Below are 25,015 nucleotides of genomic sequence, written 5' to 3'. Positions count from 1 at the left end.
TGCGGATTTTCTTGGCAATCGAAGTCCACGACGCTCCCGGTGCACAAGAACGCTTCCGCCGTTGCAAATACATTGCAATTGCCTAATTTGGCAGCCGATGACGCCGCAGGACATCAGCAACCTGATCGTTCGGACTTCGATGAAGGACCGGGCTGCGTTCGATCTGCTCTACCGGCAGACCAGCGCGAAACTTTTCGGCGTCTGCCTTCGTGTATTGAAGGACCGGGGAGAGGCAGAAGAGGCGCTGCAGGAGGTCTTCGTCAAAATATGGACGAAGGCGGATCGTTTCGCCGTCTCGGATCTAAGCCCGATTTCCTGGCTGGTGGCCATTGCGCGCAATCATGCGATCGATCGTATCAGGGCGCGGCGAGAGCCTGCCGCCTATATCGATGCTACGCTCGAGGTGGCCGATCCGGCGCCGGGACCAGAGGCAGCGGCTGTTGCGGGCGGTGAATCCGAGCGCATCTATCGTTGTCTCGACGAATTGGAAAAGGACCGGGCGGCGGCCGTCCGGGGCGCCTATCTGGACGGCGAAAGCTATGCCGAACTGGCGGCACGCCACGACGTGCCGCTGAACACGATGCGGACCTGGCTGCGGCGCAGCCTGTTGAAGCTCAGAGAGTGTCTGGAAAGATGACGCTGGAAGAGGATAACGGACCGGAACCTGGGGGCGACGACCTGTTCGCCGCCGAATATGTTCTTGGCGTGCTGGCCGCGGACGAGCGCGAGATTGCGTCACGCCGCATCGACGCGGACGCCGCTTTCGCGCGCCTTGTCGATGCATGGGAGGCGCATCTTTCGCCTATCGCAGGCGCCTATCCGGAGACAGAGCCTCCGATCAGGGTCAAGGAGGCGATAGATCGCCAGCTGTTCGTAGCAGAGCCTCGCGCCGGCCTCTGGTCGAGCCTTGCCTTCTGGCGCGGTCTTGCCGCAGCTTCCGTCGTGGCGCTGGCGATCACCATCGCCGTGCCTTACCTCAACCCGCCGGTCGAACAGCCGCGGCTTGTCGCCTCGCTGGCCGCTGACGGCAGCGACGTCAGATATCTTGCCGTCTATGACGCCGCCCATCGCGAGGTCGGCCTGTCGCATGTCTCGGGCGAGCGTGCCGCCGGCAAGGATTTCGAGCTGTGGATGATCGAGGGCAAGAATGCGCCGGTCTCGATGGGCGTCATCCCGGCCGGTCAGACCGCGCATATGACCATCTCGCCGGCCGTTCAGGAAAAGCTTGCGCAGGGCGCCGTGCTTGCGGTTAGCCTCGAGCCGGCCGGCGGTTCGCCGACCGGTCAGCCGACCGGCCCCGTGGTCGCTGCGGGCGATTTGAAGAGCATCTGATCGCACCTGTCTTCTCGCTCTTACGAGAAGATTTCAATCTATCTCTTATGGTTGAATGAGATTAGGAACATACAACCGAGCATGGCCTGCTCTGAATCGCCGTTATGAAAGATAAGATTTTCTCCTGAGCGACGAAACTCACGCACTTATCTCCCGTATCTCCTTGCGCCCCCAAAGAGGGGAAAGATAAACTGAGGAGATTGACATAATGCGTAAATTCGCCACCCTTTTGCTTGCCGGAACGGTCGCCGTCTCCGCGCTCGCCACCGCCGCCTATGCCCAGAATCCGATGGTCGGCGGCGCCGCCATGTATGCAACCAAGAACATCGTCGAGAACGCCGTCAATTCGAAAGATCACACGACACTGGTTGCGGCCGTCAAGGCCGGTGGTCTCGTCGAGACGCTGCAGAGTGCCGGTCCCTTCACCATGTTCGCGCCAACCAACGAGGCCTTTGCAGCACTTCCGGCCGGCACGGTCGACACACTGCTCAAGCCCGAAAACAAAGACAAGCTGGTCAAGATCCTGACCTGCCACGTCATCGCTGCCAAGGCGCTGGCCGCCGACGTCACCAAGATGGTCATGGACGATGGCGGTGCGCACAAGGCCAAGACGGCCGGTGGCTGCGAGCTGACGCTCAAGGCCGATGGCGGCAAGGTCACGGTGACCGACGAGAACGGCAATGTCGCCAATGTGACGATTGCCGATGTCGAGCAGTCGAACGGCGTCATCCACGTCATCGACAAGGTTCTTCTGCCGAAGATGTAACGAAGGGCCTGCTGCCAGCGAAGATATGGGCGAGGCTCCATGCCGATAGCGCGGGTTCCGCTTGCGTGACCCGCGCGATCGACAAGCGTACACTCCGCACCGTCCGCTGCAAGCGGGGGCCCGGTGCGGAGTATCCGTTTTCAGGAGCTAGCCGTCACCGGCTTTTGATTTCCGTATGACGGTCGAATTTGGCAGACGGATAACAGGAGAAATGATCATGAACCGTCGCGATCTTCTTTTGAGCGGTGCGGCTGGAATTGGGGTGGCTGCAGGTGCCGCGGCGCTGTTGCGCATGGGCGGACCGCAGGATGCGGGGGCGGCCGAAACCTTCGAGGTCACCAAGACCGAGGCCGAGTGGCGCGCCGTGCTGTCTGACGCGGCTTTCAATGTGCTGCGCAAGGAAGGCACCGAATATCCGGGCACCAGCCCGCTGCTCAACGAGCACCGCAAGGGCATCTTCGCCTGTGCCGGCTGCGACCTGCCGCTCTATTCCTCCGAGACGAAGTTCGATTCCGGCACCGGCTGGCCGAGCTTCTGGCAGGAGATTCCCAATGCCGTCGGCAAGACCGTGGACAGGTCTCTCGGCATGACCCGCACCGAGGTCCATTGCCGCCGCTGCGGCGGCCATCTTGGCCATGTCTTCGACGACGGCCCGCCGCCGACCGGCTTGCGTCATTGCATCAACGGCGTCGCCCTGGCCTTCAAGCCGGCCACGGCCTGACGGCTTGAATTCGAGCGCGACCGCCATCAGCGTTCATCCAGCCATCAGCGTTCATCCAGAATGGCGAGGGCCGCGAGCGTCAGCAGAATCGACGGAACCACCTTGACGAGGGGACCGAGCGGATCGAGCCAAAGCACAGGTTCGGTGAACGTTGCGGCAACCAGATAGACAAGCGTCAGGAAAAGCATGCCGATCAGCGCGCGTCTTGCCCAGGGTCGGAAAAGAACCGCAAGCCCCAGCATGATGTCGGCAAGACATGTCGCGACCACCATGATGCCTGCGAGACGATCGGGCAGAAAGGCGAGATGGCTTTGCGCCGCCTCGAATGTGAGGAACGGCGCGAGGCCGGAAATCAGCCAGAAAAGCGCCAGGATGATAATGATTGGCGACTTCAGCAGATAGAGGCGGGCGAACCAGAGATCCTGGACCCCCGAAGGGACCGCGGCGAGCGTCTCGGCCGTCGACGACAGACGCGGGCAGTGGTCCCTTGGCCGCCGGTTTTCAACGCCACCTGACATGACTGCCATGGCGGTAGAGCGGAGCGGCGAACGCCAACCAAGCCTGCCGGCCATGTCGGCGAACCATGTCACCGGCCGAGCGACCGCCGACGGCATGGAAATCACCGGCGCGGCAGGAAGGCCGAGCCAGCTGCGATGCAATAGGACGAGTTCTCTGAGCGTGAGCCTTTCATCGCTGCCGAGAGCGACATCGGATCCGGCTGGCAGCGTTCCCTGGATGGCCGCGCTGACGGCGCTGGCGACATCGTCGAGTGCGACCGTCGTAACGAAGCTTTCAGCGTAAACCAGCGGAATGACCATGGGAAGGCTGCGAGAGCCCTTAGCAATGCGGATCCGCCATGCGCGTTGCGGCCGAGCACAAGCGCCGGACGCAGAATGATATGGCGTACGCCACTTGCCACGAGAGCCGTGTCCGCTCGCCTTTTGGTGCTGAGAAAAGGAATGTCGCGGTCAGCGGTTTCCGTTTCCGCCGATATCTGAATGATAAGCAGCCTCTGGTCGCGCGCCGCCTCATAGAGGGCGAGCATCGCCCGTTCCTGGGTGGCACTCAGATCGTCCGAGAGCCCATCCTGAAGCGCGCCGGCGCAATTGACGACAACCTGCTGCTCATCCAGCACGTGCTGCCAGCTGACGCCCTGCGTCATGCCGGCGAGATCGGCCTTCAGCCAGCGAACGAACGGCATCTTCAACGAGGCACGCGCGATATCACGCCCAAGCCCCGTGACCTGATGGCCTTCGTCCGCGAGTTTCCTTGCGACGGCGGAACCGATGAAACCGGTCGCGCCGAGAATCAGGATATTCATCCCGGAACTTTAGCCCAAACCATCTAATGCATGTCGCCCAAAAGTGGCAGCGGTTTTGGGGGAACGACATGCAAAGACCTAAAGCCCGGCGCGTGGTTCCCATCACACGCGACGCGCCTACTGCCTTTTAAGATTTTGCGCATGACCCCGAAAATTGCTTTTCGGGGTCATGCGCGAGGATGCCGGGCGGGGGGTCCCGGCGCTCCTCAGTGTCCGCCACCACCGCCGCCCTGTGCGGCTGGCTTGCGGATCACCAGGGTGAAGAGCCCAAGCGTGGCGAACAACACGGTCAGCATGAAGAACACGTCCATGAAAGACAGCAGCGACGCCTGCTGCTGGACCATGCCTGATAGTTTGGAGATCGCCGCCTTGGAGGCGTCGAGTCCGGCAGTCTGCTCGAAGTTGAGCGTCATGTTCTGCAGCTTTTCCTGTGCTGCGGCACTGCCCCATTGCACGTGCTCTGAGAGCCTTGCGTAGTGGAAGGCGTTGCGGTCGATCAGCACGGTGTTGATGACGGCCAGGCCGACGGCGCCACCGAGATTGCGGGTCAGGTTGAACAGGCCCGACGCGTTCTTCAACCGCTCGGGCGGCAAGGTTCCGAGCGCGATGTTGTTGATCGGCACCATGCACAGCATCATCGAACAGCCGCGCAGGATCTGCGGGATCAGCAGTTCATAAAAATCCCAGTCGGCGGTGAGATGCGTCATCCACCAGGTCCCCGTGGCGAAGCCGAAGAAGCCGATCATCATCATCAGACGCGGGTCCATCTTGTTCGACAGGATGCCGGAAATCGGGGCGGTGAAGAACATGGCCAGGCCGCTGACGAACAGCACCTCGCCGATCATCAGGGAATCGTAGCCGCGGATGCGCCCGAGGAACACGGGATAAAGATAGGTCAGCCCGTAGAGGCCGATGCCGACGACGAAGGAGAACAACGAGCCGAAAGCGAAGTTGACGTTGGTGAAGGCCTTCAGGTCGACAATCGGCTCCTCGGCTGTAAAAGCGCGCCAGAAGAACAGCGCCGCGCCGACGGTCATGATGGTGGCGCAGATGAACACCGCCTGATCCTGCAGCCAGTCGTTGTTAGGACCTTCTTCCAGCACATATTCCATGCAGCCCAGGAAGGCCGCCATGCCGGCAAGGCCCCACCAGTCGAACTTGCTGAACAGCTTGAGATTGGGCTTGTCGAAGTCGATCAGCGACCAGGCGGCTGTCGTCACCAGAATGCCGGGCACGACGTTGACGAGGAACAGCCAGTGCCAGGACATGGCGTGACTGATATAGCCGCCGACAGTCGGGCCGATGGTCGGCGCCAGCGTCGCCACCAGGCCGATCATCGGCGAAACGATGGCGCGGCGCGCCGGCGGGAAGATGGTGAAGGCGGCTGCAAAGACGCTCGGGATCATGCCGCCGCCGATGAAGCCCTGCACGGCGCGGTAGACGATCATCTGGTCGATATTGGTTGCGGTCGCGGCAAGAGCGCTTGCCGCAGTGAAGCCTGCCGCCGAGATCGTGAACAGCACCCGCGTCGACAGCATCCGGCTGAGGAAGCCGGACAGCGGGATCATGACCACCTCGGCGATCAGATAGGCGGTCTGCACCCACGGGATTTCGTCGGAGCTGGCGCTCAAGCCCGCCTGGATCTCGGCCAGCGAGGCCGAGACGATCTGGATGTCCAGGATCGCCATGAACATGCCGAACACCATCGCCAAGAAAGCGATGACGCGCCGTGTGGAAATGGTGTCAGGCGTAGCCGGCCTCGCCGGCGGCGATCCTGCCGTCACGGTTGCCCTTGCCATGGCATTGCTCCCAAGCGGCCGCTCAGTTCGACGCGGCCGGCGCTGTGCGGCTGTCGACGGCGACGACGACGCTGAGGCCGGCGCGCAGCTTGCCGGTCTTCAGCACGTCGGCCGGCACGTCGATGCGAACCGGCACACGTTGCACGACCTTGGTGAAGTTGCCGGTGGCGTTTTCCGGCGGCAGCAGCGAGAACACCGCGCCGGAGGCCGGTGCCAGCGACGACACCGTGCCTTCAAAGTCGTGACCGTCGATAGCGTCGACCGAAATCCTGACCTTTTCGCCAGGCACCAGCCGGGCAAGCTGGGTTTCCTTGAAATTTGCGACGATATAGAGCTTGTCCATCGGCACGATAACGGCGAGCTTCTGTCCAGGGCTGATCAGGTCGCCCTGCTCGACCGAGCGGTTGCCGACCACACCGTCATAGGGCGCGCGCAGCACGGTGAAGGACAGGTCCCGCGCGGCCTTGTCCCGGGCAAGCTGCAGCGACGCCAGTGTGCTTGCCGTCTCCGCGCGCTGCGCCTGAAGCACACCGATATTGGCCTGCGCCGCTGCGATCTGGGCGTCGGCGCCGACAAGGGCGGCATTGGCCTGCTCGACCGCGGTCTGGGCATCATCCAGTTGAGCTTGGGTGCCGACACGCGTCTTGAGCAATTGGGCGGCGCGCGCTTGAGCTCGCGCCGCATTGTTGGCGGCTGCCTGGTCGGCGGTCTTCTGCGCCCGCGCCTGCTCGAGCGATGCGCGCGCCGCCTCGGTCTGGGCGTCGATACGGTCGAGCGTCTTGCTCAAGGTGGCGATCTGCGCCTCGGCCTGGGCGACCGCTATTTTATAGTCGCCATTGTCGACGACCAGCAGAGGGTCGCCGGCCTTGACCTGCTGGTTCTCGGTCACCTTGACCTGATCGACATAGCCGGAAATTTTCGGCGAGATGAACGCCATGTCGGCCTGGACATAGGCATCGTCGGTTGAGATCATGAAACGCCCGTCGGTCCAGTAGTCGTAGCCATACCAGGCGCCTGCGCCCAGCAATCCAAGCGCGATGATGGGCAACAGAAAGGAGCGTGCCGAACGTTTCTTTTTGGCCGGCGTCTCGGCCGGAGGACTTATTGCGGGCTCGGTCGGTGCGGTCGGCGCTTCGGTCGCTGGCGCAATCTTGGCGTTGGGGAAAGGACGGACTTCGGCGGTGGGGGTCGCGTTCGAGGACATGGAATCTCTCTGGGTCTCTGGAGACTGGGCATTCTCTCTGGAAAATCAGTCAGACTGAACCGTTCGGTTCGATGTGAACATTGACTTAGCGCGGAGAGAGGCCCATATCAAGGGTGATCGAACCGATCGGTTCGAATATTTTTCGAGGTGTGACGTTATGACCGAAGCCGACAAGGACCAGTGCGATCTGCTGGATGGCCTGCGTCGCGGCCGTCCGGCGGCGGGGCAAGACCCGGTCAAGCGCAGCCAGATCATCGAAGGCGCGCGCCGTGTCTTCATCGACAAGGGTTTTGAAGCGGCGTCGATGAACGACATCACCCGCGAGGCCGGCGTTTCCAAGGGCACGATCTATGTCTATTTCGCCAACAAGGAAGAGCTGTTCGAAGCACTGATCGAGGAAGAACGCGGCACGATCTTCAAGAACATGTACGATATGCTCGACCGCGCCGACGACCTTCGCGAGACGCTGGTGAAGTTCGGCAAGGTGCTGTCCCTCAAGATCACGTCGGCCAAGGTCATCCAGGCGCAGCGCACGGTAATCGGCGCGTCCGACAGGATTCCCGAACTTGGCGCGCGTTTTTATGAACGCGGCCCGAAACGCGGCCACGACAAGGTCGTTGCTTTTCTCAATGCCGCCATCGAGCGCGGCCTGCTGCGGATCGACGATGTCGATCTTGCCGCCTATCAGTTCACTGAGCTGTGCCTTGCTGGCCTTTTCCGCCAGTGCATATTCGCCTACCGCACCAAAGCCCCGAGCCAGGAAGAAATCGACCACATCGTCAGGTCGGGCGTCGGCATGTTCCTGAAAGCTTACGGCACCGAAACGCTTGCCACGGAAGAAAGCACCCAGACGATTGCACTAGAGGCAAAGTCCTAGCCGCCATTGGCTGCCAGCACGATCGCCGCGCGCAATTCCTCGAGGCCCTCGCTCTTTTCCGACGACGTGGCGAGAACGAACGGAAACGCGGCCGGCCGCTTCTTGATCTTCGCAAGCGTCTCTTCGATCAATCGCGGCACGCCGGCCGCCTTGATCTTGTCGGTCTTGGTCAGCACGACCTGGTAGGACACCGCCGCCTTGTCGAGCAGCGACAGCACCTCATCGTCCTTGGCCTTGATGCCGTGGCGGGCGTCGATCAGCACGTAGACGCGCTTCAGCGTGACGCGGCCCTTGAGATAGTCGAATACGAGTTTCGTCCAGTCGTCGACCTTTTCCTTGGGCGCGGTGGCGTAGCCGTAGCCCGGCATGTCGACCAGCGCCATCGGCGGCAGATCGGCGCCTTCGCCGGAAAATCCACCCGGAACGAAATAGTTGAGTTCCTGCGTCCGCCCCGGCGTGTTGGATGTCCGCGCCAGCCCCTTCTGGTTGACCAGCGCGTTGATCAGCGACGATTTGCCGACATTCGAGCGGCCGGCAAAGGCGATCTCCGGCGGTCCTTCCGGCGGCAGGAATTTCATTGCCGGCACGCCGCGGATGAAGATCCACGGCCGTGTGAACAGCTCGGTGCCGATCACGGTCTTGTTCAACGCGTTCAAACCGCTGCCTCCAGAAGAGAAATATCGGCGCCACGAATGGCATTGAGGTTGCGGCTGATCTTTTCCACCGGCCAATCCCACCACGCCGCCGCCAAAAGCCGCCAGATGGTCCTGTCGTCGAAGCGCATCTTCACCACCTTGGCCGCATTGCCGGCGACGATCGCATAGGGTGGCACGTCATGCGTCACCACCGATTTTGCCGCGACGATGGCGCCATGGCCGATCGTTACGCCGGGCAGGATCACCGCTTCCATGCCGATCCATACATCATTGCCGACCACTGTGTCGCCGCGCAATTCCTTCGACCATGTCGCCGGGTCGAAGCCCTCTTCCCAGCCGTGACCGAAGATGTTGAACGGATAGGTCGAAAAGCCGGACATGGCATGATTGGCGCCGTTCATGATGAAGCGCGCGCCCTCGGCGATGGCGCAGAACTTGCCGATGATCAGCCGGTCGCCGATAAACGGATAATGATGCAGCACGCATCGCTCGGCGAATTTGTCGGGCCCGTCCGGATCGTCATAATAGGTGAAGTCGCCGATCTCGATGTTCGGCGCCGTGACCAGTCCCTTCAGGAAACCGACGCGCGTATGCATCGGGATCGGGTGCTTGATGTTGGGGTTGGGTCCGATCATGGTCTGGGTCCATCGGCGAAATAAACGGGCAAGGTCAAAATAGCGCGATCCGCCCGGCAGCACCAACTGCGTGCGCAGCGGATCATCCTTACCTGTTCATCGACAGAGCGCTCCTGAAACGAGAGCGACCTTATAGGGATGTGTCGCGGCGGCGTCTACCGCCGGGCCGACGGGTTTCGCCGTTCGGCGGCGGCTCGGCTTGTTCAAAAAAAGCCCCGGTGCAGGGCTTTTTTGGATTCGCGAAAGGGGGCGCCGGCTACTCCGCCGGCGACGGTTTCTTCCGGAAAAGCGCGACCAGATTGTCCCACAATTCGATCTTGGCGCCCTGCCGCTTCATGATAACGCCTTGCTGGATGATCGAAAGCAAGTTGTTCCAGGCCCAGTAGATGACCAGGCCGGCCGGGAAGCCCGCCATCATGAAGGTGAAGATGACAGGCATCCAGGTGAAGATCATGGCCTGCGTCGGGTCCGGCGGCGTCGGGTTCATGCGCATCTGCAGGAACATGGTCACGCCCATGATCAGCGGCCAAACGCCGACCATCAACATATGCGGCAAGGTGATCGGGATGAGGCCGAACAGGTTGAAGATCGAGGTCGGGTCGGGCGCCGCCAGATCCTGGATCCAGCCGAAGAACGGTGCGTGCCGCATCTCGATGGTGATGTAGAGCACCTTGTAGAGCGCGAAGAAGACCGGGATCTGCAGCGCCACGGGCCAGCAGCCGGCGAGCGGATTGATCTTCTCGGTCTTGTAGAGCTCCATCATCGCCTGTTGCTGTTTCATCTTGTCGTCCGCGTATTTCTCGCGGATCTCAAGCATCTTTGGCTGCACCTTCTTCATGTTCGCCATCGACGCGTAGGATTTGTTGGCAAGCGGGTAGAAGACGGCCTTGACGACGACGGTGGTGGCGAGGATGGCCAGACCGAAATTACCGAAGAATTTGTACATCGTGTCGATCAGGTAGAACATCGGCTTGGTGATCCAGATGAACCATCCCCAGTCGATCAAACGGTCGAACAGCCTGATGTGGCGATCTTGCGCATAGGCGTTGACCTTGGCGACTTCCTTGGCGCCGGCGAAGATCTCGGTCTCTACCGTCGCCGACTGGCCGGCATCAACATTGATCGGGTCGGTGAGGAAGTCGGCCTGGTAGCGGGGGCGGCCGTCCTCGAAATAGGCGTAGCGCGGCTGGAACGGCTGCTTCTCGGTCGGCACCAGCGTCACCGCCCAGTATTTGTCGGTGATGCCCAGCCAGCCATCGGTCGACTTGCCGGGCGTGAACTGCTTGTCCTCCTCGACGGCCGCGTATTTGTGTTCCTGCAGGCCTTCCGTGCCGGTGACGCCGATCAACCCCTCATGCAGCACATAGATGCTGGCAACGGCAGGTTTGTCGAAGCGGGTGACACGGCCGTAATTCGACAGGGTAACGGCGGTCGAACTCGAATTCTGCACCGTGTCCGAAACAGTGAACATGTAGTCGCTGTCGACGGAGAAGGTGCGCTTGAAGGTCAGGCCCTTGTCGTTGGTGAAGGTCAGCGCGACCGGTGTCGCCGGGGTCAGTGTCGCATTGCCGTCGACGGTCCACACCGTTTCCGGCCCCGGCACCGCGCCGGTCTTGTCGCTGCCGACAAAGCCGATCTCGGCATAGTAGCCGGTAGGCAGCGCCGCCGGGTTGAGCAACTCGATCTCGGGCGAGTTCTTGTCGACCGTCGTCGTGTAGTGCTTGAGCCTGAGGTCGTCGAGACGGGCGCCGGTGAGATTGATCGAGCCCTCCAGGCTCGGCGTGTCGATCTTGACGCGCTGGGTCGACGCCAGTGCCTGCTCGCGGCCGGCCGGCGTCGTGCCGTCGGTTCCCGGTGCGTTGGGGCCCGCTGCATTGGGAATGGCGCCTTGCGGCGGCACCGGCGTTTCGCTACCGCCCGGACTGGTGGCTTGGGCCGCCTTCTTCTGCTCCGCTACCCGCTGTTCTTCGATGCGGGCCTTCTCGCGCTGTGCCTCGCTCTGCGGCAGCACGTAAAAATACTGCCAAAGCGACAGGATCAGCACCGACAGCGCGATGGTGATGAAGAAGTTCCGGTTGTTTTCCATCGAAAGCCTTGGCCTATCGTGTTCCGCGCAATCGGCGGGAGAGTTCGGCCTTCAATTGGCCGAACGGAGTGGTAAGCACGTCTTCGCGCCCGACGATGACATAGTCATTGCCAGGCGCCATGTCACCCGCGGCATGCGTGCGCACGGCTTCCCTCAGCCGCCGCCGGATGCGGTTGCGCACGACTGCGTTGCCGACCTTCTTGGTGACCGTGTAGCCGACGCGAGGCGCCTCTGCGTCGCTGCGGTCCAGAACCTCGACGAGAAAAAGCCGCCCGCGGCGCTTCTCGCCACGCCGGACAGCCAGGAATTCCGCGCGTTTCAGAAGCCGCTTGGGATGTGCTCCCACTGGCTTGCCGGTTGCGGGCAACGATCTCGTCTTCCGTTCAGGCGCTGAGCCGCTTGCGACCGCGGTTGCGGCGGGCTGCGACGACGCCACGACCACCCTTGGTGGCCATGCGGGCACGAAAACCGTGCCGACGTTTGCGGACGAGTTTGGACGGTTGGTAGGTACGCTTCATTTGTTTTAATACCGCGGGGTGCGGCCCTTCTTGATTCTGTCACTCTGTAACAGGAGCTTTGCCGGGTCGGTTTTGGCGCGATCGAAACCGCGCCGGGACGAATGGCCCGAGCGTGAGCGGGCTTATAGAAAGAAGGGTTTTGGAAGTCAATCCGGCGCCGTCATGGCCGATGGCTGAAGTGATGGCCGAACTCTGGGCGGTCTTATCCCGTATTGGGACGAAGGATGAAATTGGCAAAAAAGCCGCAATGGCCTAATCTTGGCTGATCAAGTGATCGTGAAGAAAAAGCAGCATGAGTGAAATCCCATCCGCGGACGAAGGGACCGACCGGGCGACGGCCGCCGCCCGGACCGTGCCTTTGTCGCGTGGATTGTCGACAAAGCTCCTGCTGCTCACGATCGTCTTCGTGCTTCTGGCCGAGGTCCTTATCTTTCTGCCCTGGATCGCCAGCTACCGAATGAGTTGGCTGAAGGAAAGGCTGAGCACCGCCGCGGCGGTCTCGATCGTGCTGGTGCAGGGAGAGCCAGCCTCGCTGTCGCGCGCCGCGCAGAACGACGTGCTGACGGCGATCGGCGCCAAGGCGATCGCCGTGCGCGACGGCGGCGTCTCGCGCCTTCTGGTCGTGGCTGAAATGCCGCCGCACGTCGACGAGCATATTGACATCGCCAATGTCGGCCTGGTCCAGGGCATGACCAGTGCTTTGGACACGCTGTTTTTCGGTGGCGAGCGGATGCTGCGCGTTTTCGGGCCGGTCGGCGACAGCGACAAGGAATTCGAGCTGATCATGCCCGACTACAGCCTGCGCAATGCCATGCTCATATATTCGCGCAACGTCGCCTTCGTCTCGCTGCTGATCTCGCTGTTCACCGCCATGCTGGTCTATGCCGCCATCGACCTGATCATGATCGGCCCGATCCGGACGATGACGCGTTCGATGCTGGCCTTCTCCGAGGCGCCCGACGACCCCGGGCGGATCATCCACCCTGCCGCCCGCGCCGACGAGATCGGCGTTGCAGAGCGAGAGCTCTCGCAGATGCAGGAGCGGCTGCAGAAGATGCTCTCCGAGCAGAAGCATCTCGCCGATCTCGGTCTCGCCGTGTCGAAGATCAACCACGACATGCGCAACATCCTGGCGTCGGCGCAGCTGATGTCGGACCGTTTGCGTCAGGTCAAGGACCCGACCGTGCAGGCCTTCGCGCCGAAACTGCTGCGCGCGCTCGATCGTGCCGTATCCTACTCGGAAGGTGTGCTTTCTTATGGCCGCACCCAGGAGCCGCCGCCTTCGCGCCGCAGGCTCAGGCTGCGCCAACTGGTCGACGACGTCCATGGCCTGCTCGACACCGAAGGCGGCATCGAATTCGTCAACGCCGTCGATCTGGCTTTCGAGGTGGATGCCGATTCCGATCAGCTCTTTCGCGTGCTCACCAATCTTTGCCGCAACGCCGTGCAGGCAATGGCGGCGGACGCGGAAAGCGCGGTGGTGCGCCGGTTGGCGGTGTCGGCCGAGCGCGTCGGCAGCGTCAGCCGTATCACCGTCACCGACACCGGCCCCGGCCTGCCGCCGAAGGCGCGCGAGAACCTGTTCGCGGCGTTCCGCGGCTCGGCCCGCAGCGGCGGCACCGGCCTTGGCCTGGCGATCGCCTATGAATTGATCCGCGCTCACGGCGGCACGGTGGAGCTTGTCGAAAGTAGAGGCGGCCGCACCACATTCGCGGTCACCATCCCGGACGAGCCGGTCCGGCTCGACCAGGCCCGCAACGGCCTGCGCCGCCCGGCCTGATCCAGAGCAATTCCAGGAAAAGTGTGTGACGGTTTTCCGTCCGGAATTGCGCAGAACAAAGAGCAATTCCAGGAAAAGTGTGTGGCGGTTTTCCGTCCGGAATTGCGCAGAACAAAGAGCAATTCCAGGAAAAGTGTGTGACGGTTTTCCGTCCGGAATTGCGCAGAACAAAGAGCCGGCCAGCACGAACAGCAAAACTTTTGCCGGATCGGCTTGCTTTTCGGAAATTCAGTCGCTAGGGAACACGTCACATCGCGGCCGGTCGTTAAGGATCGGATCGCGGGCTATGCAAAGCATGGCCTGTTGCGCGCCCGTAGCTCAGCTGGATAGAGCACCAGACTACGAATCTGGGGGTCAGGAGTTCGAATCTCTTCGGGCGCGCCAAATCTACGCTGCAGCACGCCGGACGCGCTTGTAGCCAGCGAAAGCCCTCCAACCTATGAGAGACGTTTTCGTGCGGGCGAGCCCCTGTGGCGCTTCGGCGCGGCCTGCTCCGCTATTCCCGGCATGTCGAAGAGCACGCCAGACCCATGTCATTGAGCCGAAAGCTGCCCAGCGGCAGGCGATGCTAAGGCAACCCTATCCGACGCCATCAATCAACGCGTGCGCTGCTAACTCCTCAGCAGTAGTTCGGCGTTAGGAACTTAGGGCATGCACGACGCTGGCGCTCAATCTCCCTTAACTTTTCGTAAGACAGATCATGGGTGCTAACGCCCATTTCAACCAAAACAGATATCCTGATGTTGTGCCATTGAACTCTTCTTGTCCCCGTAGACTCTGATCGAATGGTGCCTTTAGATAGTCGCGGTCGCTGAGCCGCATGGTCTCCGCCCAACGAGCCCCGCTCTCATTTTCCACGGTGGTTACGATCTTTCGAGCCTTTTGGATGTACGGTCCCGTAAATGTGTCTATGGCTTCAGTAGGCTCAAAATCGCACCCGACGAACTCCACAGTCAGCTCATTTCTCCCATTCCAATTCTCTCTTTTTTGCTCCCGGCATCTGCTGGAGGAGCTGTCCGGCGGGTTTTCAGAAATTAAATCTGCGAATCGCGCGCCTAGTTCGCCACCTTCTTCGACAGTATAGACATAACGAACATTGACACCCTTAACGGATCCGCGGCCATAATTCTTTGTGTAGGTAACTACTTGGAATATTTTTTGACCCTGGTAGTCTTCCGTGTGGATTACTTGTGCTTGATTGAGGAAGCAGGCCTTGCCGGAGGCGACTTCGGCAACAACAGAAGTAACACCCATTCCAATCAGGACACTACCTATGACGCCAATCGTCCACTTAGCCAAGGCCGGCAGTGAAGAAAACCATTGGTTCATTTTGCCACCCTCCAGCAGCGACATAGCGAGCAGGCACGCCCCAGTGGACAGATCGGATTGTGAACATCTGCATGCTGGTGCGCCGCGAGCATAACAGCTGCGTAAAACTGGAGCTATCGCCAGGAACGCCGCCCATCGTAGCGGCTTTGGCGGGCTTCGGATTTTTCCGGCCGCTCCTGCCACGCAAAGCCGTCTAGGCCGGCTTCGCGTGGGCGCCAAGCCAAAGTGGACTTGCGCCGGCGGGAGCCACGCTGCCCGTTTCGTGGGCGGCCTCAGCCCGAATAGCGGAGCACATTGACAAGCAGAGCGAAAGCGGGGGACGTTTGGCGGCGGCTGGGATAGTAGAGGTGATATCCCGGCCAAGGCGGGGACCACTCATCGAGCACCCGCACAAGGCGACCGCTGTCAAGGTGGGCCTGCGCCACGTCCTCCGGCATATAGGCGAGGCCGAAGCCCTCCAACGCGGCTTCGAGAATCTCGACGGTGCCATTCAGGATGATCTGGCCGTCCACCCGCACCTTCAGCTCGCGACCGTCTCGCTCGAAATCCCAGGCCCACAGCCCGCCGTTGGAGGAAAAGCGCTGGTTGATGCAAATGTGACCAGTTAGCTCCTGCGGTGTCATTGGCGGCGGCCGCTTGGCGAAATATGATTTCGCCCCAACGACGGCGAAGCGGATGTCCGGCCCGACGCGCACAGCAATCATGTCTTTTGCGACGCTCTCTCCCATTCGCACGCCTGCGTCGAACCGTTCAGCTGCAATGTCTGTCAGTGCGTTGTCGAGGAACACCTCCACTGTGACGTCGGGATAGTCGGGAAGGAGCTTCGCCAACCTCGGCCAGATAACAGAATTAAATGCGTGATCGCTGGCGGTGAGGCGAATGGTGCCGGCAGGCTTTTCCCTCAATTCGCTCAACGCCTCGACCTCGACGTTGATCTCCTCGAAGCGCGGGCCGATGTTGCGCAGCAGCCGCGCGCCGGCCTCTGTAGGTGAAACGCTGCGGGTCGTGCGGGTCAGCAGCCGAATACCCAGTTGCTCTTCGAGTGCACGGACCGTGTGGCTCAGCGTGGACTGCGAAATTCCGAGCTGCGCCGCAGCCCGCGTGAAGCTGCCCTCCCGTGCGACGGCCAGAAAGGCCAGAAGCATATCAAGTCTTCCACGCCGCATTTATGGCTCAAACCGAAAAGTCGATACTCATTATACAATCTAGTGGGACGAGTTGCACCTGGGTCCAATCGAAATCGCCGAGAGCGTGGAATATTCTAGGTGGATCACACCTCGGTGAATCGGACGAGCAATGACGATGAAAGTAAGAGCAGCCAGCCGAAAGTGATCGACAACCTTCCAACGTTCTTTCTGCGTGATTGATCCGTCGTGGTAAAACGCTCCGAACCGACAACGCTGCATCACCGTTCCTCCGGGGGCTTGAGATGCCGGAACTGCATCAGAAGCAGCAGATCGTACGTGATCTTCAGGGCACCGCAAATGAGGAGGGGCCAAGCCCGGAACGAGGCCGCGAACAGCGCGCCGGCCAGCGCGGGACTGGCGGCGGCGGCCAGACTGCGCGGCACCGATGTGAAGCTCGCTGCCGCCGCCCGTTCTGCCTCCGTGACGACGGCCATCACGTAAGATGATCGCGTCGGCACGTCCATCTGCGAAAGTGCTGCGCGGATCAGCAGTAAGGCGAGCGCCAAGGGGAGCGTGGGCGCCAACGCCGCCAACATCAGGGCGATGCTCGACGGAATGTGGGTGAACACCATCGTGTTGATCAGTCCAATGTGCCGGGACAGCCAAGCTGAAACGGGGAAAGAGAACGCCGAAAGCACGCCGGACCAGAAGAAGAAAAATCCCGCTTCCGAAAGCGACAGATCGAATTTTTCGAAAAGCCAGAGGGCAAGCAGCGACTGGACTACAAAGCCTCCGGCAAAAGCATCGAGGCTGAAAAGCGCCGCGAGCTTGAACACAATCTTGCGCGAGGGGCCGAGCGCGGACCCGCTGCTGGAGTCCGTCGCCGGACGGCGCTGCGGGATCTGCGCGTAAAGGAGGCCGCCGAGAAGACCCAGAAACGCATAGAGCACGAACATCGCCTTGATGCCGGCGAGTTGGTCGAGGCCGGCCGGAGCCAGAAGATCAGGTGTCGCCGAAACGAGCGCGCCAACCGCGCCTGCCAGCGCACCCACAAGGCTGTAACGCGCGAACATCCTGGTCCGCGCGGCATCGGTGACTTCGCGTGTCAGCACCGCATGCTCCAATGGCACGAATACGCTGACGCTGCCGGCCGAGGGGTTGATGGTGCCTGCGAACGCGACCACTAACAGCAGCGCGTAGTCATGGACCAAAGCAAAGGCCACGCCCGTGGCGACCATCAGGCTGGCGGCGGCAAACAGGAGTTGGCGGTGATCGTAACGGACGCCGAGGAACCCGACAACGATGGTTAAGAGCGCGGAACCAAGCAGTGACGCCGTTGCGATCACGCCGACCTGAAGGGGAGTGAAGCCTAATGCGAGGAGATAGACCGGCAGCAGAACGGCCACGAAGCCATCGCCCATGTCGCGCAAGGCACGGGCCATGAAAAGAAACGTCGTCGAATGGATCCGCAGCACTGATCTGCCTGCCCTCATCACCTGCGTGAGCGCCCGCGTGTTCTGTTTCAGGCGGCCGTTTCGACCGGCAGGCCGGCGGTCTTCCATTCGGGATAGCCGTCTTCGAGCCGACGCGCGAGATAGCCCTGCTCTCGCAAGGCGGCGACCGCTTCGAACGAGAGAACGCAATAGGGGCCGCGGCAATAGGCGATCACTTCCCGATCTGCCTCTAGCTCGCCTAAGCGACGCTCCAACTCGGCCAGCGGGATGTTGAGGGCGCCTGGAAGATGTCCGGCCGCGAACTCATCCTCTGGCCGCACGTCGAGAACCGTGACCATGCCGTCATGCAGCCTTGAGACGAGTTCGTCTCGCGACACCGGCTCCATCGCATCGCGAGCCCGGAAATAGTCGGCCATGACGCGGCCGATTTCGGCAACATTTCGCTCGCCGACGCGGCCGAGCGCCTTGATCAGCGCCACCACCTCGGCGTCGCCGGCGAGGCTATAGAGCATGTGCTTGCCGCGGCGCTCCGTCTCGACGAGGCGCGCCCGCCGCAGGATCTGCAGGTGGCGCGACGTGTTGGCGAAGCTCAGATGGGCTCGCGCGGAGAGGTCCTCGACGCTGCGCACCCCTTGCGCGAGGTGCTCCAGAAGCTCGAGCCGATGCGGATGGCCGAGCGCCTGAGCCACTTCGGCAAGGCTCGCGTAGATCGCCTGTTTCGGTCCGGTGCTTGACACGGCTTCTCCTCAGTGGAACATTCAGCGGAATGATTGAATGTCTCTAGCCCGTCGTCGCGAGGCGCGCAAGACCATGATCCTTCGCCAATTCCTTCATACCGATCCAGTCGGCGTCTCATACCTGTTCGGCTGCGGCGGCAAGGCAGCCGCGGCCGTCGTCGATCCGGCCGGCGACATCGAGTTTTACCTGCGCGCCGCCGAAGACGCCGGCATGCGCATCCACTTCGTCGTCGACACGCATGTTCATGCCGACCATCTCTCTGTCGGCCGCGCGCTCGCCGAAGCGGCGGGCGCCGCATACGTGCTCGGGGCGGAGGCGTATGTCGCGTTCCCGTTCAAAGGAATGCGCGACGGAGAGGCCCTCTCGCTCGGCAACGTCGCCGCAACCGTCCTGCACACACCCGGTCACACCCCGGAGCATATCTGCATTCTCGTCAGCGACCGCACGCGTGCCGACGAGCCATGGTTCGTGCTGACCGGCCACACGCTGATGGTCGGCGATCTCGGTCGCACCGAACTCGCCGTCAGCGCCGAGCAAGGCGCAAAGGATATGTTTCACAGCGCCGGTCGGCTCAAGGCTCTCCCAGATCATGTCGAGGTGCTCCCCGGCGCCTATGCTGGCTCGGTCTGCGGCCGGCGCCTGAGCGCCAAGCCCTGGTCGACCATCGGTTTCGAGAAACGCCACAACGAGGCCTTGCGGATCGAGGACGAAGCCGCGTTCATCCGCTTCATGCTCGCCGAGATTCCCCCGGCTCCGCCCGAGGCCGCGGCGCTCCGGGCCGCCAATTCCGCCTTGGCTGCGGCGGCGGCCTGACCCATGGACGAAGCGGCATCGGTGCCAGGCAAGGCGGGTTCACCCGTCAGGCTAGGCCTCAGAGAGAACTGGCCGCAATTCGCGCTGCTCGTCGTGATCAACGCCTTTGTCGGCGGTATGGTCGGTATAGAACGAACGGTGGTGCCGCTGATCGGGTCGGAAGAGTTCCACGTCACGTCGACAACGCTCATCGTCTCCTTCATCGTCAGCTTCGGCGTCGTCAAGGCGCTCGCCAATCTGGTCTCGGGGCAGCTTGCCGACGCGTGGGGCCGCAAGCGCGTGCTCGTCTTGGGATGGCTGGTCGGCCTGCCGGTGCCGTTCATGATCATCTGGGCGCCGACCTGGGAATGGGTGATTGCGGCCAACGCATTGCTCGGCATCAACCAGGGGCTCGCCTGGTCGATGACCGTGATCATGAAAGTCGATCTCGTCGGGCCGAAATCGCGCGGCCTGGCCGTCGGTCTCAACGAGTTCGCCGGCTATCTTGCCGTCGGGGTGACGGCGTTCCTGACCGGCTATCTCGCCTCGCAATACGGACTTCGGCCAGTGCCGATCTATCTCGGCATCGGCTATGCGGTCATCGGTGCCGCACTGTCGATCCTGCTCGTGCGCGACACGCGGGACCACGTTCGGCTGGAGGCCTCATCCCACGCGCAGCAGCCCGCGCCGATCAGCTTTCGGGAAGTCTTCGCGCTCACCTCGTTCGGGGATCGCAACCTGTTCGCCGCTTCGCAGGCCGGCCTCGTCAACAATCTCAACGACGGCATGAGCTGGGGCATTTTCCCATTGTTCTTCGCGTCCTTCGGCCTCGGCATCGAGCGCATCGGCATCCTCAAGGCGGTCTATCCCGCGACGTGGGGTGTCTTGCAGATCGCCACCGGCCCCTTGAGCGATCGCTGGGGGCGCAAGGGCCTGATCGTCGCCGGCATGTGGGTACAGGCCGCGGGTCTGTTTCTCACCGCGGCGACGCGCCAGTTCGAGTGGTGGATCGTCGGCAGCCTTCTGCTCGGCCTCGGCACGGCGATGGTCTACCCAAGCCTGATCGCAGCCGTCTCCGACGCCTCGCATCCGACCTGGCGCGCCCGCTCACTCAGCGTCTACCGGTTCTGGCGGGATCTCGGCTACGCGATCGGCGCGCTCTCCGCCGGCCTCATCGCCGACAGCTTCGGGCTATCATGGGCGATCACATCGATCGCCGCGCTGACGTTTCTCTCAGGGGTGGTCGTGGCTGTTGTGATGAGCGAAACCGAGGCTCATCCGTCCGCGAGGAGGGCAACATGACAGCGGCGGCAGATCGCTGCCCAAGCAATTGATCCGGCGCAAGCTCGCCGCGCTGCCCGTTGGGCCTATATTGGAATTTGACCGCGACCGGCAGTTTGCCGGCAGTACGGAAAGAGCCCAAAGCATTTCCGGCCGCAGAGCCGCCAGTGGGTCAAAACTGCCGAGCCCATGAGAGGAAGGAGGATGCTATGACGTTGATTTCATTGACGCGCGTGGCCGCGCTCGCCGCAATTGTCGCCGCCGGCATGACGGCTATAGCCGCCGCGCAAACGACCGCAGCCGATCCGCACCATCCCGATACGACGGTCGCACAGGCGGCGCCGTCCACCGAGCCTGGAGATATGGCGGGACAAGACCAAGGGGCACAGCCCGCTCAACCCGGGATGATGCCTCCCGGAATGATGGGTCAAGGCATGATGGGCCAAGGCATGGGTCAGGGCATGATGTGCGAGATGAAGCAGCCCGGCATGATGGGCGCAATGCCGATGATGCGCATGCGCGGGCACATGATGAAGATCATGTTCGCCGTTGCCGACACGGACGGCGACAGCGCGCTTTCCTTCGAAGAGATCATCGCCATCCATAAGCGAATCTTCGACAAGGTGGACGCAAACAAAGACGGCAAAGTGACACCCGAAGAAGTGCAGGCATTCATGCGGCAGTAGCCGCGCGCAGCTGATCGCCGGGCGACAAGCCGCGAAGGAGGCTCCCGAACATGACGTCGATCTACCTCGACTACAACGCGAGCACGCCGATCGATCCGGCCGTCACGGCTGCCATGCGGCCATATTTGGATGAGGCTTTCGGCAATCCGTCGAGCGGCCATTGGGCGAGCATGCCGGCGAAGGCTGCGCTGGAGAAGGCCCGCGGCCAGGTTGCGGCACTACTCGACTGCGCACCCGACGAGATCGTGTTCACAAGCGGCGGCAGTGAGGCCAACAACCTGGCGATCAAGGGCACGTTCTTCGCCCTGCGCCACAAGGGCGAGCACATCGTCACCACTACGGTCGAGCACCCGGCCATTCTCGCGCCTTGCCGTTTCCTCGAGCAGCTCGGCGCGGCAGTGACCTATGTGCCGGTCGACAGCACGGGCCGGGTCGATCCCGACGACGTGCGTCGTGCCATCACGTCGCGCACCATCCTGATCAGCGTCATGCACGCCAACAATGAGGTTGGCACGATCCAGCCGATCGAGGAGATCGGTGCTGTTGCTCGGGAGCTTGGAGTTCGATTCCACACCGACGCAGCGCAGTCAGTCGGCAAGATTGCAAGCAAGGTCGACACGCTTGGCGTCGATTTGCTGACCATCGCCGGCCACAAACTCTATGCACCAAAGGGTGTCGGGGCGCTCTATGTCCGCGATGGTGTCACGCTCGAGCCGCTGATCCATGGCGCGGGGCATGAACATGGCCGGCGCGCCGGCACTGAAAGCGCCTTGCTCGCGGTTGGCCTCGGTACGGCCTGTGGGCTCGCCAGCGACCTGGAGCCGATGGCGCGCGTCCGCGTGCTGCGGGATCGTTTTTGGGACGCGCTGCAGGAAAGTTTCGGCGACCGTATCGTGCTCAACGGGCACCCTCAGCATCGCCTTCCCAACACGCTCAACGTTTCATTCGTAGGCATGATCGGCGCCGAGGTGCTTTCGCATCTCGACGGCGTCGCGGCATCGACCGGTTCGGCCTGTCATGCCGGCCGGGTCGAGCTCTCCCCAGTGCTCACGGCCATGGGCGTGCCCGAGGAGATCGGCATGGGCGCCGTTCGCTTCAGTCTTGGTCGAGCCACGACCAGCACCGAAATCGACGCCGTCGTGGGTCAGCTTCGAGCCGTCACGGTCCGATCCGCCATCCGCTAGACGATAGGACCCAAAGAGACGGCACCACCCATCGTTGCGTCATAAAGCCGGTCGCGCCGGCGGCTCTTTCGCCGCTGTGGGTTCCTCTGGACTGAGGGCGCCCGGCCGGAGCCTGAACAGGATCAGCAGCGGCCCGGCGACGAAGATGGAGGAATAGGTCCCGGCGAGGATGCCGAAGATCATCGCGACCGTGAAGGACTGGATGACCTCGCCGCCCCAGATCGAAAGCGCCGCCAGCGCGAACAGCGTCGTCACGCCGGTAAGGACCGTTCGCGCCAGAGTCTGGTTCATCGACAGGTCGAGCAGCTCGGCGATCGGCATCTTTTTATAGCGGCGCAGGTTCTCGCGGACCCGGTCATAGACAACAACCGTATCGTTGATCGAATAGCCGACGATAGTCAGGATCGCGGCTATCGAGGTCAAATTGAACTCTATGCCCGCGACGACGTAGAAGCCGATCATCAGGATCACGTCGTGGAAGGTCGAAATGATGGCGCCGAGCCCGAACTGCCACTCGAACCTGACCCAGATGTAGACGAGCATCGCCAGCAGCGAGGCGAGCACGCCCATCGTGCCGTTGAAGGCTAGTTCCGAGGACACAGTCGGGCCGACGACCTCGATGCGGCGGAACTCGTAGTCAGATTCGAGCGCGCTTCTCACTTTCTGGACGGCGGACTGTTCGGCAACGTCGCCGCCCCCCTGGGTGCCGATGCGTATCAGCACATCCCGGGTCGACCCGAACTCCTGCACCTGCACCTCGCCCAGTTCGAGACCTGTCAGGCGCTCGCGGATGTTGCCGATGTCGGCCTGCTGACCCTTCGCCTGCACCTCGATGCTCGAACCGCCGCGGAAGTCGATGCCGTAGTTCATGCCGACAGTGAAGAACGCCGCGGCCGAAGCGATCGACAATAGCAGGGACAGCGTGAAGGCGTACTTTCGGAACGCCATGAACGGCACGCGCGTGTCGTCGGGCACCAGTCGCATGACACCGCTGGGCATGGTTTTCGGGCGTTGCCGGCGAAGCCAGAACGCGACCAGCCAGCGCGTCAGCGTGAACGCCGTGAACACGGTGGTGACGATGCCGATGGCGAGGGTGACGGCAAATCCCTTGATCGGCCCTGAGCCGAGAAAGAACAGGATGACGGCGGCAATCAGCGTCGTCACATTGGCGTCGACGACTGTCGCCAGCGCCTGTTTGAACCCGGAATCCATCGACTGCACGATCGAGCGCCCTTGGCGGCTCTCTTCGCGGACGCGCTCGAAGATGATGACGTTGGAATCGACCGCCATCCCCATCGTCAGCACGATGCCGGCGATGCCGGGCAGCGTCAGCGTCGCGCCGAGAACCGACAGGACGGCGATGATCAATGCGACGTTGGCCAGGAGCGCGATATTCGCGATCAGCCCCAGTCGCCCATAGGCGAACAGCATGAAGCCGACGACGAGGAACCCGGCGACGATTGACGCGAACTGGCCGGCGTCGATCGAATCGCTGCCGAGGCTCGGACCGACGGTGCGTTCCTCGACGATGGTGAGGTCGGCAGGCAGTGCGCCGGCGCGCAGCAGGACCGCAAGGTCGTTCGCGCTCTCCACCGTGAAACTGCCGGATATCTGCCCGGTGCCGCCCAGGATTGGTTCGCGGATCTGCGGCGCGGAGATCACCTCGTTGTCGAGGATGATCGCGAACAGGCGCCCGACATTGGTCTGAGTAGCCTGACCGAAGCGGCCGGCGCCGCGGCTGTCGAAGCGAAACGAGACCACCGGCTCGTTGGTGCGCTGGTCGAAGGTTGCCTGCGCATCGACGAGGTTTTCGCCGGAGACGATGATCCGATTCTCGATCAGATGCGGAACCCGCGGTTCGTCCGTCGAATACAACACCGTCGAGCCCGCCGGCGGGCGGCCGGAGATAGCCTCCTCGACCGGAATCGACTGGTCGACCATCTGAAAGGTCAGCTTCGCGGTCTGTCCGAGAATATCCTTCAGCCGCTGCGGATCTTGCAGGCCCGGCACCTGGACCATGATACGGTCCGAACCCTGGCGCTGGATGATCGGCTCGGTCGTGCCAAGCTCGTTCACGCGCCGGCCCACCACCTCGATCGATTGGGTCAGCGCCGCGGCGATCCGGTAGTCGATCCCGGCTTCGGTCAGCGTAAAACGCAGCAGCCCCGGTTCCGGCTCGGCCATCTCCATCTCGGTCACGGAGCCGCTCATGAAAAGTCCGGTCGAGATCGGCTGCGTCAATCTTTCGAGCGCGCTCTTCGCAGCTTCGACCTGACCTTGGTCGCGAATGCGGACCTGGATCGAATTGGCGGTGCCGGCAAGTCCGGTATAACCGATCTGGGCATCGCGCAGCGATGTGCGAACCTCGTCGCGGGCCGCTTCGAGGCGTTCGTTGGCGAGGTCCTGCCGATCGATCTGGAGCAGGATGTGCGAGCCGCCCTGCAGGTCGAGCCCCAGCGTCAGCTGCTGCTTTGGCAGCCAATTGGGCAGCGATGCCAGAGTGGAGGCGGGAACCAAATTGGGCGCTGCGTACAGGACACCGGCTAGGACCGTCAGCCAGATGAGAATGGTCTTCCAGCGCGAAAAATGCAGCATATTCTTATCCGTTCAGCCCATATCGGGCGGAAACCGCCTCCGACAAGTGCTTTGGCATTCCGATCGGCGAGCAACTCGACGAGAGCCCGGGAACGCGATGTGAAAGTTTTGGGAGCCGAGGGCCGCGGTCGCGC

22 protein-coding genes, 1 tRNA gene and 1 pseudogene are annotated in these 25,015 nt (G+C 62.4%); 11 read left to right on the top strand and 13 right to left on the bottom strand.

What is annotated here, in order from left to right:
- Positions 1-97 precede the first annotated feature (97 nt).
- The 4 genes from EJ075_RS08650 (at position 98) to msrB (ending at position 2,819) form a co-directional block, all read left to right on the top strand.
- Positions 98-637, top strand: a complete 540-nt coding sequence (locus EJ075_RS08650) for a sigma-70 family RNA polymerase sigma factor (RefSeq protein ID WP_126104048.1) — start codon at positions 98-100, stop codon at positions 635-637.
- The gene (locus EJ075_RS08645; RefSeq protein ID WP_126107284.1) at positions 634-1,332 is read left to right on the top strand and encodes an anti-sigma factor; all 699 of its coding nucleotides are present in this window, start codon (positions 634-636) and stop codon (positions 1,330-1,332) included. The genes EJ075_RS08650 and EJ075_RS08645 overlap by 4 nt, the downstream gene beginning before the upstream one ends.
- Before the next feature lie 208 nt (positions 1,333-1,540).
- On the top strand, positions 1,541-2,098 hold the full coding sequence (locus EJ075_RS08640) for a fasciclin domain-containing protein (RefSeq protein WP_126104047.1): 558 nt from the start codon (positions 1,541-1,543) through the stop codon (positions 2,096-2,098).
- A gap of 217 nt (positions 2,099-2,315) precedes the next feature.
- Entirely contained in the window at positions 2,316-2,819 is a 504-nt protein-coding gene (gene msrB / locus EJ075_RS08635; RefSeq protein WP_126104046.1) for a peptide-methionine (R)-S-oxide reductase MsrB, read from the top strand.
- Between the two features lie 44 nt (positions 2,820-2,863).
- Here the strand turns inward: msrB and EJ075_RS08630 are convergent.
- The 3 genes and pseudogenes from EJ075_RS08630 to EJ075_RS08620 form a co-directional block, all read right to left on the bottom strand.
- Positions 2,864-4,140, bottom strand: a pseudogene (locus tag EJ075_RS08630) (SDR family oxidoreductase).
- Between the two features lie 206 nt (positions 4,141-4,346).
- Positions 4,347-5,939 (bottom strand): DHA2 family efflux MFS transporter permease subunit, encoded by a 1,593-nt coding sequence (locus tag EJ075_RS08625; protein ID WP_126104045.1) that lies wholly within the window; start codon positions 5,937-5,939, stop codon positions 4,347-4,349.
- 22 nt (positions 5,940-5,961) lie between these two features.
- A complete protein-coding gene (locus EJ075_RS08620) occupies positions 5,962-7,143 on the bottom strand; it encodes an HlyD family secretion protein (RefSeq protein WP_126104044.1) in 1,182 nt (393 codons plus the stop codon).
- A 157-nt stretch (positions 7,144-7,300) separates the two neighbouring features.
- On the opposite strand from EJ075_RS08620, the gene EJ075_RS08615 reads away from it, so the two are divergent.
- A complete protein-coding gene (locus tag EJ075_RS08615; protein WP_126104043.1) occupies positions 7,301-8,020 on the top strand; it encodes a TetR/AcrR family transcriptional regulator in 720 nt (239 codons plus the stop codon).
- Here EJ075_RS08615 and yihA read toward each other — a convergent pair.
- The 5 genes from yihA to rpmH form a co-directional block, all read right to left on the bottom strand.
- Complete coding sequence (yihA, locus tag EJ075_RS08610; RefSeq protein WP_126104042.1) at positions 8,017-8,676, bottom strand: ribosome biogenesis GTP-binding protein YihA/YsxC; 660 nt, start codon at positions 8,674-8,676, stop codon at positions 8,017-8,019. The two genes, EJ075_RS08615 and yihA, sit on opposite strands and share 4 nt — an antisense overlap.
- Positions 8,673-9,311: a CatB-related O-acetyltransferase gene (locus EJ075_RS08605; RefSeq protein WP_126104041.1), complete on the bottom strand. Its 639-nt coding sequence runs from the start codon at positions 9,309-9,311 to the stop codon at positions 8,673-8,675. Before EJ075_RS08605 ends, yihA begins: the two co-directional genes overlap by 4 nt.
- Before the next feature lie 256 nt (positions 9,312-9,567).
- Positions 9,568-11,397 (bottom strand): membrane protein insertase YidC, encoded by a 1,830-nt coding sequence (gene yidC, locus EJ075_RS08600; RefSeq protein WP_095484531.1) that lies wholly within the window; start codon positions 11,395-11,397, stop codon positions 9,568-9,570.
- A gap of 13 nt (positions 11,398-11,410) precedes the next feature.
- The gene (gene rnpA / locus EJ075_RS08595; protein ID WP_095484530.1) at positions 11,411-11,764 is read right to left on the bottom strand and encodes a ribonuclease P protein component; all 354 of its coding nucleotides are present in this window, start codon (positions 11,762-11,764) and stop codon (positions 11,411-11,413) included.
- A 16-nt stretch (positions 11,765-11,780) separates the two neighbouring features.
- The gene (gene rpmH / locus EJ075_RS08590) at positions 11,781-11,915 is read right to left on the bottom strand and encodes a 50S ribosomal protein L34 (protein WP_008833937.1); all 135 of its coding nucleotides are present in this window, start codon (positions 11,913-11,915) and stop codon (positions 11,781-11,783) included.
- A gap of 292 nt (positions 11,916-12,207) precedes the next feature.
- Between rpmH and EJ075_RS08580 the strand changes: the two genes are divergently transcribed.
- Both EJ075_RS08580 and EJ075_RS08575 read left to right on the top strand, forming a co-directional pair.
- Positions 12,208-13,695, top strand: coding sequence for a HAMP domain-containing sensor histidine kinase (locus EJ075_RS08580; RefSeq protein WP_126104040.1), 1,488 nt, complete (start codon positions 12,208-12,210; stop codon positions 13,693-13,695).
- Between the two features lie 307 nt (positions 13,696-14,002).
- Positions 14,003-14,079 (top strand) — tRNA-Arg (locus EJ075_RS08575).
- A 294-nt stretch (positions 14,080-14,373) separates the two neighbouring features.
- Here the strand turns inward: EJ075_RS08575 and EJ075_RS08570 are convergent.
- The 4 genes from EJ075_RS08570 to EJ075_RS08555 form a co-directional block, all read right to left on the bottom strand.
- Positions 14,374-15,024 (bottom strand): hypothetical protein, encoded by a 651-nt coding sequence (locus EJ075_RS08570; protein WP_126104039.1) that lies wholly within the window; start codon positions 15,022-15,024, stop codon positions 14,374-14,376.
- A gap of 272 nt (positions 15,025-15,296) precedes the next feature.
- Positions 15,297-16,190, bottom strand: coding sequence for a LysR family transcriptional regulator (locus EJ075_RS08565; RefSeq protein ID WP_126104038.1), 894 nt, complete (start codon positions 16,188-16,190; stop codon positions 15,297-15,299).
- Between the two features lie 239 nt (positions 16,191-16,429).
- Entirely contained in the window at positions 16,430-17,644 is a 1,215-nt protein-coding gene (locus EJ075_RS08560) for an MFS transporter (RefSeq protein WP_164547267.1), read from the bottom strand.
- A gap of 29 nt (positions 17,645-17,673) precedes the next feature.
- Entirely contained in the window at positions 17,674-18,342 is a 669-nt protein-coding gene (locus tag EJ075_RS08555; protein ID WP_095484525.1) for a metalloregulator ArsR/SmtB family transcription factor, read from the bottom strand.
- 37 nt (positions 18,343-18,379) lie between these two features.
- On the opposite strand from EJ075_RS08555, the gene EJ075_RS08550 reads away from it, so the two are divergent.
- The 4 genes from EJ075_RS08550 (at position 18,380) to EJ075_RS08535 (ending at position 22,286) form a co-directional block, all read left to right on the top strand.
- A complete protein-coding gene (locus EJ075_RS08550; protein WP_245458124.1) occupies positions 18,380-19,156 on the top strand; it encodes an MBL fold metallo-hydrolase in 777 nt (258 codons plus the stop codon).
- Positions 19,157-19,159: 3 nt separating this feature from the next.
- On the top strand, positions 19,160-20,437 hold the full coding sequence (locus EJ075_RS08545; protein ID WP_126104037.1) for an MFS transporter: 1,278 nt from the start codon (positions 19,160-19,162) through the stop codon (positions 20,435-20,437).
- Positions 20,438-20,625: 188 nt separating this feature from the next.
- The gene (locus EJ075_RS08540; protein ID WP_126107281.1) at positions 20,626-21,102 is read left to right on the top strand and encodes an EF-hand domain-containing protein; all 477 of its coding nucleotides are present in this window, start codon (positions 20,626-20,628) and stop codon (positions 21,100-21,102) included.
- A gap of 50 nt (positions 21,103-21,152) precedes the next feature.
- The gene (locus EJ075_RS08535; RefSeq protein WP_126104036.1) at positions 21,153-22,286 is read left to right on the top strand and encodes a cysteine desulfurase family protein; all 1,134 of its coding nucleotides are present in this window, start codon (positions 21,153-21,155) and stop codon (positions 22,284-22,286) included.
- A 39-nt stretch (positions 22,287-22,325) separates the two neighbouring features.
- On the opposite strand, the gene secDF is transcribed toward EJ075_RS08535, so the two are convergent.
- Complete coding sequence (secDF, locus tag EJ075_RS08530; protein WP_126104035.1) at positions 22,326-24,881, bottom strand: protein translocase subunit SecDF; 2,556 nt, start codon at positions 24,879-24,881, stop codon at positions 22,326-22,328.
- Positions 24,882-25,015: the final 134 nt, after the last annotated feature.

Source organism: Mesorhizobium sp. M6A.T.Cr.TU.016.01.1.1 (assembly GCF_003952585.1).
GTDB classification, from domain to species: domain Bacteria; phylum Pseudomonadota; class Alphaproteobacteria; order Rhizobiales; family Rhizobiaceae; genus Mesorhizobium; species Mesorhizobium mediterraneum.
The sequence above is the reverse complement of the archived record's forward strand: the minus strand, read 5'-3'. Positions and strand labels throughout refer to the sequence as shown.

Coding starts and splice junctions, on each gene's coding strand:
- EJ075_RS08650 (WP_126104048.1), top strand. CDS start 98: ATGACGCCGCAGGACATCAGCAACCTGATCGTTCGGACTTCGATGAAG.
- EJ075_RS08645 (WP_126107284.1), top strand. CDS start 634: ATGACGCTGGAAGAGGATAACGGACCGGAACCTGGGGGCGACGACCTG.
- EJ075_RS08640 (WP_126104047.1), top strand. CDS start 1,541: ATGCGTAAATTCGCCACCCTTTTGCTTGCCGGAACGGTCGCCGTCTCC.
- msrB (WP_126104046.1), top strand. CDS start 2,316: ATGAACCGTCGCGATCTTCTTTTGAGCGGTGCGGCTGGAATTGGGGTG.
- EJ075_RS08625 (WP_126104045.1), bottom strand. CDS start 5,939: ATGGCAAGGGCAACCGTGACGGCAGGATCGCCGCCGGCGAGGCCGGCT.
- EJ075_RS08620 (WP_126104044.1), bottom strand. CDS start 7,143: ATGTCCTCGAACGCGACCCCCACCGCCGAAGTCCGTCCTTTCCCCAAC.
- EJ075_RS08615 (WP_126104043.1), top strand. CDS start 7,301: ATGACCGAAGCCGACAAGGACCAGTGCGATCTGCTGGATGGCCTGCGT.
- EJ075_RS08605 (WP_126104041.1), bottom strand. CDS start 9,311: ATGATCGGACCCAACCCCAACATCAAGCACCCGATCCCGATGCATACG.
- yidC (WP_095484531.1), bottom strand. CDS start 11,397: ATGGAAAACAACCGGAACTTCTTCATCACCATCGCGCTGTCGGTGCTG.
- rpmH (WP_008833937.1), bottom strand. CDS start 11,915: ATGAAGCGTACCTACCAACCGTCCAAACTCGTCCGCAAACGTCGGCAC.
- EJ075_RS08580 (WP_126104040.1), top strand. CDS start 12,208: ATGAGTGAAATCCCATCCGCGGACGAAGGGACCGACCGGGCGACGGCC.
- EJ075_RS08570 (WP_126104039.1), bottom strand. CDS start 15,024: ATGAACCAATGGTTTTCTTCACTGCCGGCCTTGGCTAAGTGGACGATT.
- EJ075_RS08565 (WP_126104038.1), bottom strand. CDS start 16,190: ATGCGGCGTGGAAGACTTGATATGCTTCTGGCCTTTCTGGCCGTCGCA.
- EJ075_RS08560 (WP_164547267.1), bottom strand. CDS start 17,644: ATGAGGGCAGGCAGATCAGTGCTGCGGATCCATTCGACGACGTTTCTT.
- EJ075_RS08550 (WP_245458124.1), top strand. CDS start 18,380: ATGTCTCTAGCCCGTCGTCGCGAGGCGCGCAAGACCATGATCCTTCGC.
- EJ075_RS08545 (WP_126104037.1), top strand. CDS start 19,160: ATGGACGAAGCGGCATCGGTGCCAGGCAAGGCGGGTTCACCCGTCAGG.
- EJ075_RS08540 (WP_126107281.1), top strand. CDS start 20,626: ATGACGTTGATTTCATTGACGCGCGTGGCCGCGCTCGCCGCAATTGTC.
- EJ075_RS08535 (WP_126104036.1), top strand. CDS start 21,153: ATGACGTCGATCTACCTCGACTACAACGCGAGCACGCCGATCGATCCG.
- secDF (WP_126104035.1), bottom strand. CDS start 24,881: ATGCTGCATTTTTCGCGCTGGAAGACCATTCTCATCTGGCTGACGGTC.